Annotated in this window: 14 protein-coding genes and 1 tRNA gene; 9 read left to right on the top strand and 6 right to left on the bottom strand. The window is 32.2% G+C overall.

Annotated features, from left to right (window positions below):
- Positions 1-129: 129 nt before the first annotated feature.
- From EV02_RS03555 to EV02_RS09105, 5 genes are all read left to right on the top strand, one after another.
- Positions 130-402 carry a hypothetical protein gene (locus tag EV02_RS03555; protein ID WP_032519763.1) on the top strand — a complete coding sequence of 91 codons (273 nt, stop codon included), beginning with the start codon at positions 130-132 and terminating at the stop codon, positions 400-402.
- An 8-nt stretch (positions 403-410) separates the two neighbouring features.
- Positions 411-1,085, top strand: coding sequence for an ABC transporter ATP-binding protein (locus EV02_RS03560; protein ID WP_032519761.1), 675 nt, complete (start codon positions 411-413; stop codon positions 1,083-1,085).
- Between the two features lie 49 nt (positions 1,086-1,134).
- Positions 1,135-1,206 (top strand) — tRNA-Asn (locus EV02_RS03565).
- 56 nt (positions 1,207-1,262) lie between these two features.
- Positions 1,263-1,406: a hypothetical protein gene (locus EV02_RS09525; protein WP_193742627.1), complete on the top strand. Its 144-nt coding sequence runs from the start codon at positions 1,263-1,265 to the stop codon at positions 1,404-1,406.
- A gap of 96 nt (positions 1,407-1,502) precedes the next feature.
- Complete coding sequence (locus EV02_RS09105; RefSeq protein ID WP_052043489.1) at positions 1,503-6,869, top strand: SBBP repeat-containing protein; 5,367 nt, start codon at positions 1,503-1,505, stop codon at positions 6,867-6,869.
- A 56-nt stretch (positions 6,870-6,925) separates the two neighbouring features.
- Here EV02_RS09105 and EV02_RS03570 read toward each other — a convergent pair whose 3' ends face one another.
- Positions 6,926-7,117: a helix-turn-helix transcriptional regulator gene (locus EV02_RS03570; protein ID WP_032519760.1), complete on the bottom strand. Its 192-nt coding sequence runs from the start codon at positions 7,115-7,117 to the stop codon at positions 6,926-6,928.
- A gap of 430 nt (positions 7,118-7,547) precedes the next feature.
- Complete coding sequence (locus EV02_RS03575) at positions 7,548-7,907, bottom strand: DUF7326 family protein (RefSeq protein WP_032519759.1); 360 nt, start codon at positions 7,905-7,907, stop codon at positions 7,548-7,550.
- 403 nt (positions 7,908-8,310) lie between these two features.
- Between EV02_RS03575 and EV02_RS03580 the strand changes: the two genes are divergently transcribed.
- On the top strand, positions 8,311-9,093 hold the full coding sequence (locus EV02_RS03580; protein WP_032519758.1) for a response regulator transcription factor: 783 nt from the start codon (positions 8,311-8,313) through the stop codon (positions 9,091-9,093).
- Positions 9,094-9,095: 2 nt separating this feature from the next.
- Here the strand turns inward: EV02_RS03580 and EV02_RS03585 are convergent, their stop codons facing one another.
- From EV02_RS03585 to EV02_RS03595, 3 genes are read right to left on the bottom strand one after another with little or no spacing between them, the layout of a single operon-like run.
- The gene (locus tag EV02_RS03585; protein ID WP_032519757.1) at positions 9,096-10,058 is read right to left on the bottom strand and encodes a DNA polymerase III subunit delta'; all 963 of its coding nucleotides are present in this window, start codon (positions 10,056-10,058) and stop codon (positions 9,096-9,098) included.
- A complete protein-coding gene (gene tmk, locus EV02_RS03590) occupies positions 10,055-10,693 on the bottom strand; it encodes a dTMP kinase (RefSeq protein ID WP_032519756.1) in 639 nt (212 codons plus the stop codon). The genes EV02_RS03585 and tmk overlap by 4 nt, the downstream gene beginning before the upstream one ends.
- On the bottom strand, positions 10,694-12,988 hold the full coding sequence (locus EV02_RS03595; protein ID WP_032519755.1) for a heavy metal translocating P-type ATPase: 2,295 nt from the start codon (positions 12,986-12,988) through the stop codon (positions 10,694-10,696).
- A 121-nt stretch (positions 12,989-13,109) separates the two neighbouring features.
- Here EV02_RS03595 and EV02_RS03600 point away from each other — a divergent pair, with 121 nt between their 5' ends.
- Positions 13,110-13,631, top strand: a complete 522-nt coding sequence (locus EV02_RS03600; RefSeq protein ID WP_002805833.1) for a photosystem I assembly protein Ycf3 — start codon at positions 13,110-13,112, stop codon at positions 13,629-13,631.
- A gap of 5 nt (positions 13,632-13,636) precedes the next feature.
- Here the strand turns inward: EV02_RS03600 and radA are convergent, their stop codons facing one another.
- Positions 13,637-14,998: a DNA repair protein RadA gene (gene radA / locus EV02_RS03605; RefSeq protein ID WP_032519754.1), complete on the bottom strand. Its 1,362-nt coding sequence runs from the start codon at positions 14,996-14,998 to the stop codon at positions 13,637-13,639.
- Positions 14,999-15,105: 107 nt separating this feature from the next.
- Between radA and rpaB the strand changes: the two genes are divergently transcribed.
- Positions 15,106-15,852: a response regulator transcription factor RpaB gene (gene rpaB, locus EV02_RS03610; protein WP_025892447.1), complete on the top strand. Its 747-nt coding sequence runs from the start codon at positions 15,106-15,108 to the stop codon at positions 15,850-15,852.
- Complete coding sequence (gene plsX, locus EV02_RS03615) at positions 15,853-17,259, top strand: phosphate acyltransferase PlsX (protein ID WP_032519753.1); 1,407 nt, start codon at positions 15,853-15,855, stop codon at positions 17,257-17,259.
- Positions 17,260-17,307 lie beyond the last annotated feature (48 nt).

The following is a 17,307-nucleotide window of genomic DNA, read 5'->3' as shown; positions in this document are numbered from 1 at the left end:
ATAAAATCTCCTTCATCCATAATAATTGTATTTAAAGATCTTTTATATAATTTTCTCAAAAGAATTTAATTTAAATAACTTCTTGCTGAAAAATATTTAGTAATATAAGAGGTAGTTTTTATTATGATTATGTATTCGTTGGAACTAAGTCTGAGATATTCACCTTTTCCACTTTCAATTCAGAAGAAAGAATTTGATGATGTTAAAGGAATTTATGACGAAATAAAAAGTTCTATGAATGAAACTTTAGAATCATCACACTTGATCGAATTAAGGTGTGACAAAGTGCAAGATAAATTAATTGCTGTAAGAGCTAAAGAAATAATTTCTGTTCAGATATATGAAAAATCTTCAGTAGCAGGAGGAGCTAAAAGACCAGGATTTTCTCTCAACATAGATTAATAGAATTAATGCTAGATTCCTTTGAAAATGAAATACCTCATATTAACTTCAAAGATGTTTCTTTTTCATATCCTGGAGAAAAAGAAAATTTAATTTTTAAATGTAATTTATCAATAAAAAAACATGGATTTTGGATGGTCGTGGGTAAAAACGGGAGCGGAAAAAGTACTCTTTTAAAATTAATTAATGGAATAATCAAACCCAAAAATGGTGTTATCTACTCTAATGCAAATATTGGCATGGTGTTTCAAAACCCTGATCATCAAATATTGATGCCAAATTGTAGGAGTGAACTTCTGATTAATATTAATCAGAATATAAGTCAAAATGAAATTAATAAAAAGATTGAATATGTACTTGATCAGGTAGGAATGACTGGTTTTGAAAAAAGGCCAGTTCATACTTTGAGCGGTGGACAAAAACAACGCTTAACTATTGCAAGCGCTCTGATAAGTGATAGAAATTTTATTCTTTTAGATGAGCCTACAGCGTTACTTGATCAAACTAGTCAATTAAAAGTTTTACAAACTATTAAAAATCTTACAAGTGACCATCAAAAACCTTTATCGGCTTTGTGGATTACTCATCGTTATGAAGAATTAACTTATGCTGATGCAGTAGCAGAGTTGAAAAATGGTTTTTTATCTAGTTGGCAAGAACCATCAAAATTTCAATATAATTGACCGTTGTACTTGTCATAAGGGACTTTAAAGAGCTAAATTCATTCTATATTCCTCGGTAGCTCAGCGGTAGAGCGATCGACTGTTAATCGATTGGTCGCAGGTTCGAATCCCGCCCGGGGAGTTCAATTTTAAGATTTAACTTTCAGGAGACTTCAATAATGGTCTTTTTTTATTGTTTTGAATCTGAGCGAAGTGGGAATGGTGGGGAAATGGTGGGGAAGATATATTCTCGTGGTGGGGAAGATTTGTATGACTACAAAATGTAAGAGTAGAGATATTAGATGCTTTAAGGTTCTTGGTATAAATTCTGACTATTCATAAAATCAGAAATTATTAAAATCGCAAGCACAATCATTTTGATGTAAGATGTTGAACAATTTATGAAAAATACCTAAAAATTCATAAAAAATTTTTGTTATGACTACGGAATATTTTTATGAATGGGTAAGACTTTTAGGCACATCCTCCAGAGAGGATGTAGGAGCATTAACAACTGGAAGTGATGGATCTATTTATATTGCTGGATCTACAGCGGGTAATCTCGATGATCAAATAAGTTATGGTTCAGATCAAGATGCTTTTATTAGCAAGTTCAATCCTGATGGAACAAGAGAATGGACAAGACTTTTGGGTTCACAAGTACATGATTATGGACAAGCATTAACAACAGGAAGTGATGGATCAATTTATATCGCTGGTACTACAAGTGGTGATTTGGATGGTCAAATAAATAGTGGGGATCAAGATACCTTTATTTGCAAATTCTCTCCAGATGGGACCAAGGAGTGGACCAAACTTTTAGGCACATCCTACAGAGAGGATTTAGGAGCATTAACAACAGGAAGTGATGGATCCATTTATGTTGCCGGCATGACGAATGGCGATCTTGATGGTCAAACAAATTATGGTGGGAATGCTTATGGAGGGAATGTTGCATCTGCTGGATTTATTAGTAAATATCATCCTGACGGCACAAAAGAATGGACCAGACTTTTCGGTTCTGTCGGTTGGAGTATAAATGACGTTGCTTCCGCATTAACAACAGGAAGTGATGGATCCATTTATGTTGCTGGTTATACCGCAGGAAGAGATGCCTTTATTAGCAAATTCTCTCCAGATGGCGAAAAGCAATGGAATAGATTGTTAGGTAGTTATGCCACAATTGATTATGGAAATGCATTAACAACAGGAAGTGATGGATCCATTTATGTTGCTGGCATGACGAGTGGCGATCTTGATGGTCAAATAAATTATTTAATTAATGATGCATTTATTAGTAAATTCTCTCCAGATGGGACAAAGGAGTGGACCAGACTTGTAGGTACATACTCCTTTAATACAGCAAATGCATTAACAACAGGATTGGATGGATCAATTTATATCGCTGGACGTACAGAAACAAATAATCAAGATGCATTTATTAGCAAGTTCAATCCTGATGGCAAAAGAGAATGGACAACGCTTATAGGAAGTTCTCTTTACGAAGATGGGAGTGCATTAACAACTGGAAGTGATGGATCAATTTATATCGCTGGTACTACAAATGGTGATTTGGATGGTCAAACAAATAATGGTGGTTTAGATGCTTTTATAAGTAGGATGAGTTTTGCTGCCGCTAGATTAACTTTTTCATATGCTCCCACTGATATTTTTTTATCTGAGACAAGTTTTAACGAGCATATAAACTCTGGCGTTGTTGTTGCCACACTCTCAACAACTGATCCAGAATTTATCGATTCGCATAATTATCAATTTATAAGTGGAACTGGTGATACAGATAATGCTTTTTTTACCATTGAAGGAAGTAATTTAAAGATAAATTCATCACCGGATTACGAAAATAAATCCTCTTATAGTGTTCGTTTAAAAACAACAGATCTTGGAGGATTATCTTATGAAGAACAAGTTACTCTTAATGTAAATGATATAAATGAAGTTCCAACAGATATATATACAGATTTCGATTCAGGGGGATATATAATTAGTGAGAATATAAGTTCTGAGTCAGTTTTCACAACTTTAAGAACTAGTGATATAGATGATTCTGACTTCCATACTTATTCATTAGTTAGTGGAGAAGGTGATGAAGATAATGAACTTTTTACGATTCAAGGTGATCAATTAAAGATTAATATATCTCCAGATTATGAAACGCAATCTTCTTATAATGTCCGTCTAAAAACAATCGATAGTGGTGAATTGTCTTATGAAGAAGCATTCACTTTTTATTTGAGGAATTTAAATGAAATAGCGACAGATATATCATTATCATCAACAAGTTTTAATGAAAATATAAGTTCTGGGTCAGTTGTTGCAACATTATCAACAACAGATGACGATTCTTCTGATTCCCATACTTACTCTTTAGTAAGTGGTGCGGGAGATACTAATAATTCCTTATTTACTATTGAAGGAAGTAGTTTAAAGATAAATTCTTCACCGGATTATGAAAATAACTCTTCTTATAGTATTCGCTTAAAAACAACTGATAGGGGAGGGTTATTTTATGAAGAAGCAGTCACCTTAAGAGTCAATGATTTAATTGATCAGACTCCCACAGATATATCTACATCATCAACAAGTTTTAATGAAAATATAAGTTCTGGGTCAGTTGTTGCAACATTATCAACAACAGATGAGGATGCTTCTGATAGTCATACTTATGAATTAGCGAGCGGAACAGGGGATACAGATAATGCCTTATTTACTATTGAAGGAAGTGAATTAAAGATAAATTCTTCTCCGGATTATGAGACAAAATCAAGTTATTCTGTCCGTCTAAAAACAACAGATAGTGGTGGATTGTCTTATGAAGAAGCATTTACTTTCAGTGTTAATGACGTTAATGAAGTAGCAACAGATATATCTTTATCATCAGGAAGTTTTAATGAAAATATAGATGCAGGAAGTACAGTTGCAACATTATCAACTACCGATGAGGATGCTTCTGATACTCATACTTATTCGTTAGTAAGTGGAATTGGTGATACCGATAATAATTCTTTTACCATTGAAGGAAGTGAATTAAAGATAAATTCGTCACCAGATTATGAAACCCAGTCTTCTTACATTATTCGTTTAAAAACAACAGATAGTGGAGGATTGTCTTATGAAGAAGCAGTCACATTAACTGTTAATGATTTAATTGATGAAACGCCAAAAGATATCTTTTTAAATGTACCTGAATTCGAATGGACAAAACTTTTAGAAACTTATAGTCCAAAAGATCTTATCGAAGCAGGAATAATAGGATCAGATGGTTCTGTTTACATTGCAGGAGAAACTGAAGGAAATCTTGATGGTCAACCTAATAATGGTGATGATGATGTTTTCATAAGTAAATTCTCTGCTGATGGAGAAAAGCAGTGGACACAACTAATTGGTTCAAGCAAAAATGAAGAGGTATGGTCGATAACAACAGGACCAGATGGTTCTGTTTACATTGCAGGAGGAACTCAAGGAAATCTAGATGGTCAAAATAATAGTAGTGGTGATGATGCCTTTATTAGTAAATTCTCTGCTGATGGAGAAAAGCAGTGGACAAAACTTTTTGGTACTTATGGAGAAGACAATGCCTGGGGAATAACAACTGGACCAGATGGTTCTGTCTACATAACAGGAGAAACAAGAAATGGTTATGACGATGCCTTTATTAATAAATTCTCTGCTGATGGAGAAAAGCAGTGGACACAACTAATTGGTTCTAACCAAGAGGATGAGGGGCGAGGGATAACAATAGGATCAGATGGTTACATTTATATAGTTGGTGCTACTAAGGGAGATATAGATGGAGAAACCAATCCTAGTAATAATGCTCAATATGACTGGGATCTATCCCAAAGTAGATTCTCTGCATTTATAAGTAAACTATCCGTTAATGGAGAAAAAATATGGACACAAATCTTTGGATCTCTCGGAGAAGATGATGCCTTTGAGATAACAACAGGATTAGATGGTTCTGTTTATATCGCAGGAGAAACAACAGGTGATCTTGATGGTCAAACCAATAGTGGTGATAATGATCCATTTATAACTAAATTCTCTGCTGATGGAGAAAAGCAGTGGACAAAACTTTTAGGTACATCTTACGAGGATGTGGGATATGCCTTAACAAAAGGATTAGATGGATCAATATACATTACTGGTTATACGTATGGTGATCTTGATGGTCAAACCAATAGTGGAATTACTGATGCCTTCATTAGTAAATTCTCTGCTGATGGAGAAAAGCAGTGGACAAAACTTTTTGGTTCTAGTGAAGGTGATAGTGCTGCAGTTTTAGCAACAGGATTAGACGGATCTATTAAGATTCTGCATGGGACTGGGAATTTTGATAATACTAAATTATATGTGAGTAAATTTATCGATAATGGTAATACCATAAATGAAAATATTGAAGCAGGATCTATTGTTGCAAACTTATCAACAAATGATGCCAATCTTGAAGATACACATAGTTATACATTAGTAAGCGGAGATGGTGATACTGATAATGCTTTATTTACTATTGATGGAAGCAATTTAAAGATTAACTCTTCTCCAGATTATGAAACCAAAGACTCTTATAACATCAGATTAAAAACAACAGATAGTGCTGGTTTTTCTTACGAAGAAGCATTCACTTTTAATGTGAATGAACTTGATGATCTTAATGAATCACCTATTCTTTCATCTTCCAACTGGATATTAAATATAAATGACCTACACTTAACTCTTACTGGTTCTTCCGATATTAATGGAACTGGCAATATTCACGCTAATACAATAAAAGGTAATAGTGGTAAAAATACCCTAGATGGAGGTATTGGTGATGATATTCTTTATGGTAATGGTGGTAAAGATATTTTATTTGGTGGTTTAGGTGAAGATACTTTGTATGGAGGAACAAGTTCTGACATACTTTATGGAGGAGATGATAATGACAAATTATATGGAGGTTCTAGTTCTGATACCCTTTACGGAGATAAGGGAGATGATTATCTAAAAGGACATTCCAGTTCTGATATTCTTTACGGCGGTGAAGGTAATGATCATTTAAGGGGCGGAACAAGTTCTGACAAACTTTATGGCGGTATAGGTAATGATTTATTAAAAGGAGAGTCTAGCAGTGATGAACTTTATGGAGAAGATGGCGATGATGAATTATATGGAGGAACAAGCGCCGATAAACTTTATGGCGGTATAGGTAATGACAAACTATATGGAGATTCCAGTGCCGATAAATTATACGGAAACGATGGTGATGATTATTTAGAAGGTGGCAGTAGTAAAGATAGACTTTCTGGAGGTAATGGCGATGATGAATTACATGGAGGAACAAGTGCCGATAAACTTTATGGTGGTGCTGGTGCAGATCAATTATATGGCGATACCGGAGATGATTATCTAAAGGGACATTCTGGTGATGATATTTTATATGGTGGAGAAGATGATGATTACCTTAGAGGAGGTGATGATGGAGATTATTTATATGGAGAAAGTGGTGATGACAAATTAAAAGGAGAAAATGGAAATGATATTTTAACTGGAGGTTTAGGTAAAGATGATTTATATGGTGGTAGTGGAAATGATGTATTTAAATTAACTGCCGGAAGTGGGTATGACAGAATTAGAGATTTTAAAAAAGGAGAAGATAAAGTTGATATTGATGGTTTTGATTTTAATTCAATAAGAATTGTAGATACTGGCAAACATTCTAAAATTTACAATGGCAGCAAAGATTTATTAGCAATTGTCTATAATGAAGACGACATTTCGTTATCTGAAAATTCTTATTTGATTTAATTTTTTAAAAAATAATTTTAAGAGTTTTTACTGCTTTTATTTAAGTTTTAAGATTTTTACCAATCACTTCTTCTGTTATCTATCCATTCTTGAATTTGATATTTCATAAAAACCATTCTTACTGGCGATATTTTTCTTTTAGGAGGAAATTCTCTTCTTTTAACAAGTCTATTAATTGTTGAAACCGAAATCCCAAGAAGTTCTGATACTTCTTTGATGGTCATAAAAGGACGATTTTCTGAGTTCATATGGTGGGGAAATATATCAAAATCGCAAATTTCTTATGTCATATTTATTCATAAACCTTCAGGAAACATCACCTCGACTACCGCCCCCGTGGAGTTTAAAAATTAAAAAGTTATCCAAATTCACCCTAAAATGGTGACTTTTTTTTATTTCTTTGGGACCTTTTTGTTAAATAATGGTTTGCCGAAGGTATAATCAAATATATTTGATACAATAATAAGAACAGTATATAGAACATTAAAAATAATCAAAACTATAATATAAAGGGAAAATAGAAAATTTAAAAATTGTTGTTTAAGAACAGTAATTAGAACATTTTTCAAATTCTTCACAAAAATGAACAAAATAAGCTCTTTGATTGATGTTCATTTTTTAAAATTTAAATAAATTTTTTATTTATATCCTTTGAATTACAAGATCATTCAGAAAATTCTAGTCATCCCACATATCCTTTTTCTCTTGATCTAAATTATTCCTTTCAAGTAATTCTATTCTTTGCTTCTGAGAATCTATTTCGGTTTCAATTACGTTTTTATCGTCAATATATTTTGTTTGTATTTCTAAGATATTTATTTCAAATTGTTCTCCAAAAAAATCTGACATTTCTCTCCATGCTTCCATTTCCTCTTCTTTGCCAATAGTATCGTTTATCTGATGAGAAATAATTTCTGATACATATTGTTTAAGTTCTTGATGACTCATCGATTCAACTTTTTTTTGAATATAAAGTTCTTTAAGAGTTTCTAGTTGTTTTTTTGATAAATCAGAATAAATAATAGATTTCTTTTTCATTGATACTTAAATTTTTTTCAATATAGACAAAATCATGAGTTTCAACATTTTGGAGAAATTAAAAATTTAAACTTAGTTTAATAACTATTTGAGGACTGAAAATCTCCATTTAATCCAATTTTTCTAAACTTTATAATCGCAATGTAAATTAGATATTCTCTAAATTCGAACCATTATTTGTTTCTAAAAATCCTTTGATTATTAAGAAAAAGTGAATAGAATCGAAAGAAATTCTAAAATTTCAACTTTTTTAAAACTTGCAATTTCTATCTAATCTATTGCTATCACTAAGTTATTTCATTAATCTAATTGATAAAATTGTTTACAGTAATTCAGCAATCTTTATAAATTCTTGAGAGAATCATAATAATAAAAATTAATTTTAATTTAATAGTTCATAAATATGAAAATTTCAATCCTTTTAATTGAAGACGATCGTGATATGCGTGATTTGGTGGCTAAGCATTTAGAACATTCTGGCTTCGATGTCCAAAAAGCTGAAGATGGAATTAAAGGACAAGCATTAGCTCTTCAATATTCACCAGATTTAATACTTTTAGATCTAATGTTACCAAGTGTTGATGGTTTAACTTTATGCCAGCGACTAAGAAGAGATGAAAGAACATCAAATATACCAATTTTGATGATAACTGCGTTAGGCGGCCTTAAAGATAAAGTTACTGGGTTTAATTCTGGAGCAGATGATTACATTACTAAACCATTCGATTTAGAAGAATTATATGTACGCATTAAAGCTTTATTAAGAAGAACAAGTAGAGCACAATTAAATTCAAGTAACCAGCAAGAAATATTAAATTATGGCCCTTTAACTCTTGTTCCGGAAAGATTTGAAGCTATATGGTTTGAATCTCCTGTTAGGTTAACGCATCTTGAATTTGAACTTCTTCATTGTCTTTTGCAGAGACATGGTCAAACTGTATCGCCATCGCTAATTCTTAAAGAAGTATGGGGATACGAACCTGATGATGATATTGAGACCATAAGAGTTCATATTAGACACTTACGTACTAAACTGGAACCCGATCCACGCAAACCTATTTATATAAAAACTGTATACGGTGCTGGATATTGTCTTGAGTTACCTATTGGTTCTCAAGTAGAAGCTGCTAGGCAAGAGTTCATTCAAGCAAGAAATCCTGACTTGATAAAGTCTGCACTAGATTAACCTTAAATATCTTCCATCGAAATTTTTAAAAAAGCTATTTCCCATGCCAACCTAGGTTGAATTTTTTTTCTTAAGAGGTATTTTAAATTTTCAAGTTTTTTAACTAAACCGATATTTTTTGTTTTTCTCCACCAAATTGTTTGCATCAGATTTACTAAACAAATCTGTTGAAAAATTTCTAATTTTTCAGATATTGATTTTGATATTTCTAATATTTCCAGACTATTATTAATTGGAGAATCCAATTTACTTATAATTTCATCTGAAAAATCATTCAACATTTCAATATTTTTCAATAATTGATATGGAGAACCATTTGCAGAGTTTATTAAGTCTTTAAATTTTAATTTTGTATTTATCTTTAATTTATAAGTATCTAAATGTTCTTTTAAAATTGACTTTATTTGTTTATTAGAAAAAGATCGAAATCTGACGATTTGACATCTTGAGATGATCGTATCTAAGAGAAGGGTTAATTTAGATGTTAGTAAAATAAAAATGCCGTTACTAGGTTCTTCTAAGGTTTTTAAAAGGCAATTTGAGGCTGCTTCGTTTAAGAGGTGTGCATTAATAATTAAAACGATTTTTTTTTCTGAGTTTATTGATTTTTGACTAAGAAAAGTTTTAATATTGCGTATTTGAGCGATTCTAATAATCTCAGATCCACTTTTACTTGTTTTTTCAAGATCGAAACTTCCTGAACTTTTTGTTGCTAAAAGAGAATCAGGTTCAATAATTAAAAAATCAGGATGGTTATTGTTGGTAACTCTTTCTTCAACATTATCGCTTGGTGAAGAATGTTTGAAAATCTCTTTTATAAATTGAAGAGCAGTTTGCTTTTTGCCTACTCCTTCAGGACCATAAAATATATAACCATTTGCCAATGATTTGTTTTTAATTATGTTCTTAAGAAAGATATTGACTTCTTCATTCAAGAAAAAATTAGTTTTTTTAACCTCAATCATTTGTTATTAGAAAAATTATTTAGCAAAGTCTCTTTAATTTGATTAGAAATATTTTTAATATTTTGTGAAGCAGATATTACTTTCCAGTTTTTTTGTTTGGCAATTACTTTGAACCCTTCATTTACTTTTTCTAAAAATCTAATACCTTCTGATTCTATTCTGTCTGGAATTTCATTTTTTCTTCGGAATATGCTTTCTTCTGGAGAAATTTCTAAGAAGAAAGTGAGATCTGGAGTTGTTCCTTGACACACAATAGATTCAATATTTTTAATTATTTCTAAATTTATATTTCTTCCATAACCTTGATAAGCCAGTGTGGAATCGGAAAATCTATCACTTATTACCCAATCATTGTTATTTAAAGCAGGTGAAATAATTTTGGAAACGTGTTCAGCTCTATCTGCTGAATAAAGCAATAATTCTGCAAGAGATGAAGGTTTGTTATTTTCATTATTATCAAGAATCAGTCCTCTAAGTTTTTTTCCTAAAAGACTGCCTCCAGGCTCTCTAGTTGTGATTAATTTTGAACCTTTCTTTATTAGACCACTATTAGGAAGCCATTTAGATATTTCATCTATTTGGGTAGTTTTACCACATCCATCAATACCCTCAATAACGATAAATTTTCCTTTCATTTAATCCAATGATAAAGCATTAATTACAACTGTAATAGAGCTAATAGCCATCAATAATGCTGCTATTGAGGGAGTAAGAAGAATACCGTATTTAGGGAATAAAATTCCTGCGGCTAAAGGTATAGCTAATAAGTTGTAACCAAAAGCCCATGTTAGATTTTGCTTTATTTTTCTTATGGTTTTTTTTGAAAGATTTAAGGCGTAGGGTAATCCATTTAGTTGATCTCCCATTAATACTACATCTGCATTTGCCTTCGCTATTTGAGTCCCTGATCCTACCGCAATTCCTAAGTCTGAGGAAGCTAAGGCTGGTACATCATTAATACCATCACCAATCATTGCCACTTTATTATTGATTTTTAAATTTTCTATAGTCTTTAGCTTCATTTCAGGAAGAAGATCCCATTTTACTTCTGTTTCTTTACAACCAATTTTTTTTGCTAAAGCTAGGACTGTTTGTTTCCTATCGCCACTCAAAATGTTAATTTTAAATTTGTTTTCTCTCAAATTTTGAACTGTTTTAATTGAATCCTCTCTGAGTAAATCTCCTAACAAAATAAAGCCTAATAACTTATCTTTTATACTTACTCCAATGATAGTGTTCGTTTTTGTTTCTTCATTTTCAATGACTTTTTTTGCATCATGATCAATAATTATTCCTTTGCTTAGTAGCCATTCAATATTTCCAATATTAATAACTCCATCAATTGACTCAAGTTCTCCAGAAATACCTCGTCCTGAATGAGTGAAAATTTTTTTTATTGGAAATAAACTTAAATTTTCTTTTTTTGCCTCTTGAATTAAGGCATCTGCTATTGGATGTCTGCTTTCCTTTTCTAAACTGGCAGCTATTTTTAATAAAAATGAATGATCAGCATTATTTTTGTAATCAACAATGAAAGGCTTACCTTTTGTTAAGGTACCTGTCTTGTCAAAAATTATGTTATTAATTTTTGAAGCTATCTCTATTTTGTCCCCGCCTTTAAATAAAACCCCCTTTTTTGCTGCTTTACCTGATGCGACAGTTATTACAGTTGGGGTGGCTAAACCTAATGCACAAGGACAAGCTATCACTAAAACAGCAATTGACAATTGAATTGCTAAACTCAGGAAATTCTCAGCATTACTACCAAGTGAACTATGAAGTGTATGGCTTGAGTGAGTGATTAATTCATGATTGTGACTTAATAAATCAGGCCATATAGTTTTTGCCCCCTTCCACCAAAAGAAGAAGGTTAAAGTAGCAAAAATAAGCACAAAGTAAGTAAACTTACCTGCAATTTCATCAGCAATGCTTTGAATGCGAGGTTTTCTAGCGTTTACAGACTCAATAAGATTTACAAGTTTTGCAAGAGAAGAATCTCCTCCGACCTTTTTTACTTTTAGTCTAAGAGTTGAATTAAGATTTAAAGAACCACTAGATAGATTTTCGCCTTCTTTTACTTCTATAGGTTTGGATTCTCCAGTAATATGTGAAACATCAACATATGAATTACCTCGGGTAACAATGCAGTCAGCAGGTACTCTGTCACCTGCTAAAACTTGAATCTCTTGATCAGGCCTTAAAGTGTTTACTCTTATTGACTTTATTTGATTTTCTTCTGTGTAGATATTTGCCATTTCGGGTTGAAGATCTAACAATTCTCCAATGGATGAACCAGTTTGATATCTCGCTCTTTCTTCTAAGTAACGCCCAATCAGTATAAAGCCTAATAGCATAACTGGCTCATTAAAAAAACAAGGAAAACCAGTGGCCGGAAATATTAGGGATAGAAGACTTGTTGTATATGCGCTAATTACTCCAAGAGCTACTAAAGAATCCATATCGGGATGGTTCTTAATGAATGATTTTAATCCATTAATAATTATTCCTCTACCAGGAAATAATAGAGCTAATGTTGCTAATGAAGCGTGAAAAAATATATTACCTAATATTGGAAAATTTAAATATCTTCCTTCTGCTAGATGACCTAATCCTGAAAATAATAAAAGTAATAGCGCGAAAGTTAGTTTTTTCCATTGATTATTCCATTTCTTTTTTTTTTCTAATTCTGCTTTATTTATTTTTTTTGAAAAATCATTTATGTAAATCTTTGATGGGAAACCATTCTCTTTTAGATTTTCGAGAACTGATTCTATTTCTATATGTTTCTGGGTAATTTCAAAATATGCACTTTCAGTAAGCAAATTAACAGAAACATTTTCAATACCATCAGAATTATTCAATATTTTTTCAACAGTACTAACGCAACCTCCGCACTTCATTCCTGTCACTCTTAATTGAATGCTCTCCATACTTTTCACGATAGAAGCAAATTAATGTTTTGCTTTATAATTAACTATAATAATAAATGTAATAGACTTTTTAAATAGTTATTTTTTAAATTACTATATTAAATTTATTAGATTTAGAGCAGTGCCTAGTAATCAAAACAGAGACAATTTTATTGATAAAGCATTTACTGTAATTGCTGAATCTATTGTAAAAATAATGCCTATCGCAGAGAAAGAAAAAAAGGCATATATTTATTATAGAGATGGTTTAGCTGCACAAAATAATGGGGATTATTCAGAAGCATTAGAGTATTACAAAGAGAGCTTACTGCTTGAAGAAAATAAAATTGATAGGGGTGAGACTTTAAAAAATATGGCAATTATATATATGAGTAACGGTGAAGAGGATTTGTCTATTGAAACTTATGAAAAAGCATTAGTAGAAAATCCCAAACAGCCATCATGTCTTAAAAATATAGGTTTAATTTATGAAAAAAGGGGAAGATATGCTGAGCAAAATGGTGATTTAGATCAGAGAGATATTTGGTTTGATAAAGCTGCTGAGGTCTGGTCTAAAGCAGTGAGGCTTTATCCAGGTGGGTATCTAGATATTGAGAATTGGTTAAAAAACTCAGGGAGAAGCTCAATTGATATGTATCTTTGATTTTTTTATTTTGATAAAGAATAATCAACTGCTTCTTTAATATTAGATACCTCTTTGATATTTATTAAATTTTGAAAATTATTATTTAGTTCCTCTTCTAGTTTTGGCACTACGATATTTTTGATCCCTAGTCTTGCAGCTTCTTCTATCTTTGTTCGAAGGTTATTAGATTTTCTAACTTGACCGCTCAAACCCAATTCTCCAATAAATGAGCTACTTGCCAAAGGAGGAATATTTTTCAAACTTGATAAAATTGATATTGCGATACTTAAGTCAGATGATGGATCATTAATCTCAAAACCACCACCAGTAGCTATATAACAATCAAATTCAGATAATTTTATCCCTACGTGTTTTTCAATAACAGCTAGAATTTGATGCAATCTATTTATGCTTATTCCAGTTGTAGTTCGTCTTGGGTTGCTGTAGAAAGTTTTATTTACCAGTGCTTGTATATCAACTGCTAATGGTCGAGTGCCCTCATTTGTAATTGTAGTTGTTACACCCGAAATGTTTTCTTTATTTGTAAAAATTGAACTTGGATTTTTTATCTCTCTTAAACCCTCCTCAAGCATTTCAAAAATTCCAATCTCGAAGGTCGATCCAAATCGATTTTTTATACTTCTTAGTAATCTATGTGAGGAAATATTATCTCCTTCAAAGTTTATTACTGTATCAACTAAATGCTCTAGAGTTTTAGGGCCAGCTAATGCACCATCTTTTGTTACATGACCAATAATAAGAAGAGCAATATTATTGTCTTTGGCAAGATTTTGCAATTCAGATGAACATTCTCTAACTTGAGAAACCGATCCTGGAGAACTTTGCATTTCATGATTATGGATGGCTTGAATACTATCAATAATTGCGAAACTTGGATTTACACGTTTGATTTCTTCAATAATTAGGGATAAATTGGTTTCTGCAAAAATTTGTAAATCAATACTATTTTGATTTAATCTTTCCCATCTAATTTTTACTTGTTCTAAAGATTCTTCTGCAGTTATATATAAAACTTTCTCATTAAGAGATATTTTTCCTGCTGATTGAAGAACTATTGTGCTTTTACCTATTCCTGGTTCTCCTCCTAGCAAAACAACTGATCCAGGTACTATTCCACCTCCAAGCACTCGATCAAATTCTCTAAAACCACTTGTAAATCTTGATATTTTTCTTGATGAAATCTCGCTAAAAGGTATAGATTTTTTATTATTTTTTAAAGTTTTTATTTCTTGATATTTAGATCTCTTACTTTTTATTTCTTCAACTATGGAATTCCATGAGTTGCAATTCAGGCATCTACCAAAGTATTGAGAAGTTTCAGATCCGCAATTCTGACAAATAAAAGTAGATAATTTGCTAGACATTGAGTCTCTGAATGAAGTAAGGGAACTAGAATGTTTGGGATATTGCCCCTCTACAAGTTAGATTAGGTTAATAATAAATTCTCTTACTGATTAGCTAATAGAAACAAATGGCTCTATCTAGTCAAACTAAAGAAACTATACTTGTAGCTGATGACGAGGCAAGTATTAGAAGAATTCTGGAGACACGTCTCTCCATGATTGGCTACAAAGTTGTAACTGCAAGTGATGGCAAAGAAGCACTAAAGTTGTTTAAAGATTATGAACCTGATTTAGTAGTGCTCGACGTCATGATGCCAAAGTTAGATGGTTATGGAGTTTGTCAAGAGTTAAGGAAAGATTCTGATGTTCCAATTGTGATGTTAACTGCATTAGGAGATGTTGCAGATAGGATAACAGGTTTAGAATTAGGTGCTGATGATTACGTAGTAAAACCATTTAGCCCAAAGGAATTAGAAGCTAGAATTAGATGCGTTCTTAGGAGAATCGACAAAGAGCAAATTCCTGGAATGCCTAATTCAGGATTAATTTTGGTTACGGATATAAAAATTGATACAAATCGAAGACAAGTTTTTAAAAGTGATGAGAGAATTAGATTAACTGGTATGGAATTTAGTCTTTTAGAGCTTTTGGTGAGTAGGTCAGGAGAGCCATTTAGTAGAGGAGAAATTTTGAAAGAAGTTTGGGGATATACTCCTGAGAGGCATGTAGATACAAGAGTTGTCGATGTTCATATATCAAGATTAAGATCCAAACTGGAGGCTGATCCAGCAAATCCAGAATTGATATTGACAGCAAGGGGTACAGGATATCTTTTCCAGCGGATTGTCGATATTGCTCCTTTTGATGGTAAATAAATGGGGAAAGAAACAGCGCAAAAAATTAATAAGTCCAGAGCTATTAGAAGATTAGTAATTTGGTACAAAAGAAATTCGGCTGTGACTTCTATAGTCGATACTGCTGCTAGTTCTGCAGCAACCGCTAGTAATGTTGCGGGTAATATGGTTTCTGGTGCAGGATCAGTAGTAACAACAGCTAGCAATGTTGCAGGTAATGTTGCAGGTAATGTAGTTTCAAGTGCTGAATCTGTTGTTAATACTGCTACTAGTGTGGTTTCCAATGCTAGTTCAATAGCTAAAAATACATTACAGCCATTAGTTTTTGATCCATTAAAAAGATTACAAAATAACGATAATATATTAGATAGGGTGGAGGAATCTCAATCTAAAAGAATTTGGATCGCAGTTGATGGGATGGGTGGAGATTATGCTCCTGGCCCAATTCTTGAGGGTTGCCTAGAAGCAATAAGTAGATTTCCAATAAACATAAAGTTTGTCGGCAAAATTGAAAAAGTTAAAAATGCAGCAGAAAAAACTGGTTTAGCAGAATTATTAGAAAATGAAATAAATAATAATCGTCTTGAATTAATTGATAGTGGAGAGCCTATTGGCATGAATGAAGAAGCTACCGCGGTAAGAAAAAGGAAAAATGCAAGCATAAACGTTGCAATGGATTTAGTGAGAAATAATAAAGCTGAAGCTGTCTACTCAGCGGGTAATTCAGGCGCCATGATGGCTTCTGCCATATTTAGAATTGGAAGATTGAAAGGGATTGAGAGACCTGCTATAGGAGCATTGTTTCCAACAAGGGATCAAACTCGCCCAGTATTAGTTTTAGATGTCGGTGCAAATACTGACTGTAAGCCATCTTATCTGCATCAATTTGCTCTTCTAGGTAATATTTATGCAAAAGATGTCCTACAAGTACAAAAACCAAGAATTGGTCTTTTAAATATTGGAGAAGAAGAATGTAAAGGTAATGATTTAACCCTAAAAACATTTGAATTATTATCTTCTGAAAAAAGTTTTGATTTTGGAGGTAATTGTGAAGGACGAGATGTTTTATCAGGTAGTTTCGACGTGGTAGTCTGTGATGGATTTACTGGAAATATATTATTGAAATTTCTTGAATCTGTGGGAGGAGTTTTATTAGATATTTTGCGATCTGAGCTGCCTCGTGGAAGGCGGGGGAAAGTTGGTTCAGCTTTTTTAAAAAGTAATCTACTCAGAATTAAGAAAAGGTTAGATCATGCCGAACATGGAGGAGCTTTATTACTTGGGGTGAATGGTATTTGCGTTATTGGTCATGGAAGTAGCAAATCTTTATCAGTAGTTAGTGCTCTTCGCTTGGCTCACTCTGCAGTGAATCATGGTGTAATGGACAATTTAAATCAACTGCAAAAGCTTCAAGTTTTAAATTCATAAAACATATTGAGTCAAATTTATGTTTGACTAATATAAGTAACTAAAAAA

The organism is Prochlorococcus marinus str. SB (assembly GCF_000760115.1).
GTDB lineage: Bacteria > Cyanobacteriota > Cyanobacteriia > PCC-6307 > Cyanobiaceae > Prochlorococcus_A > Prochlorococcus_A marinus_D.
This window is presented reverse-complemented; position numbering and strand designations above follow the sequence as displayed.

Coding starts and splice junctions, on each gene's coding strand:
- EV02_RS03555 (WP_032519763.1), top strand. CDS start 130: ATGTATTCGTTGGAACTAAGTCTGAGATATTCACCTTTTCCACTTTCA.
- EV02_RS03560 (WP_032519761.1), top strand. CDS start 411: ATGCTAGATTCCTTTGAAAATGAAATACCTCATATTAACTTCAAAGAT.
- EV02_RS09105 (WP_052043489.1), top strand. CDS start 1,503: ATGACTACGGAATATTTTTATGAATGGGTAAGACTTTTAGGCACATCC.
- EV02_RS03570 (WP_032519760.1), bottom strand. CDS start 7,117: ATGAACTCAGAAAATCGTCCTTTTATGACCATCAAAGAAGTATCAGAA.
- EV02_RS03575 (WP_032519759.1), bottom strand. CDS start 7,907: ATGAAAAAGAAATCTATTATTTATTCTGATTTATCAAAAAAACAACTA.
- EV02_RS03580 (WP_032519758.1), top strand. CDS start 8,311: ATGAAAATTTCAATCCTTTTAATTGAAGACGATCGTGATATGCGTGAT.
- EV02_RS03585 (WP_032519757.1), bottom strand. CDS start 10,058: ATGATTGAGGTTAAAAAAACTAATTTTTTCTTGAATGAAGAAGTCAAT.
- tmk (WP_032519756.1), bottom strand. CDS start 10,693: ATGAAAGGAAAATTTATCGTTATTGAGGGTATTGATGGATGTGGTAAA.
- EV02_RS03595 (WP_032519755.1), bottom strand. CDS start 12,988: ATGGAGAGCATTCAATTAAGAGTGACAGGAATGAAGTGCGGAGGTTGC.
- radA (WP_032519754.1), bottom strand. CDS start 14,998: ATGTCTAGCAAATTATCTACTTTTATTTGTCAGAATTGCGGATCTGAA.
- rpaB (WP_025892447.1), top strand. CDS start 15,106: ATGGCTCTATCTAGTCAAACTAAAGAAACTATACTTGTAGCTGATGAC.
- plsX (WP_032519753.1), top strand. CDS start 15,853: ATGGGGAAAGAAACAGCGCAAAAAATTAATAAGTCCAGAGCTATTAGA.